Genomic DNA, 335 nt, shown 5'->3' with positions numbered 1-335 from the left:
GGAGCTGGCCCACCAGGTTCTGGTCCGGCACGATGATCGGCGGGGGGCCGGCCGGACGCCCGCCCGCACCCTCACCCGCATCCCGGCCGGCGGGCGGACGCGGGTGACCGGGCCCCCCGGCGGGATCAGGCGACCTTGGCGCAGAGGGGCTCGGCGGAGCCGTGCTTGATGGTCAGGGTGCGGTAGCCGGTGGCGCCGATGTCGACGGTGTAGTCGCCGTCGACGGTGTAGAGGTCGCGGGGCAGGGTGCCCGCGCCGGCGCCGAAGCCGAGCAGGATCGGGCCGTGGGCGCGCCAGGTCTGCGAGCCGTCGGCGCGGTAGTCGACGTGCGAGCG

Source organism: Kitasatospora putterlickiae, from assembly GCF_039527695.1.
GTDB lineage: Bacteria > Actinomycetota > Actinomycetes > Streptomycetales > Streptomycetaceae > Kitasatospora > Kitasatospora putterlickiae.
The sequence above is the reverse complement of the archived record's forward strand: the minus strand, read 5'-3'. Positions refer to the sequence as shown.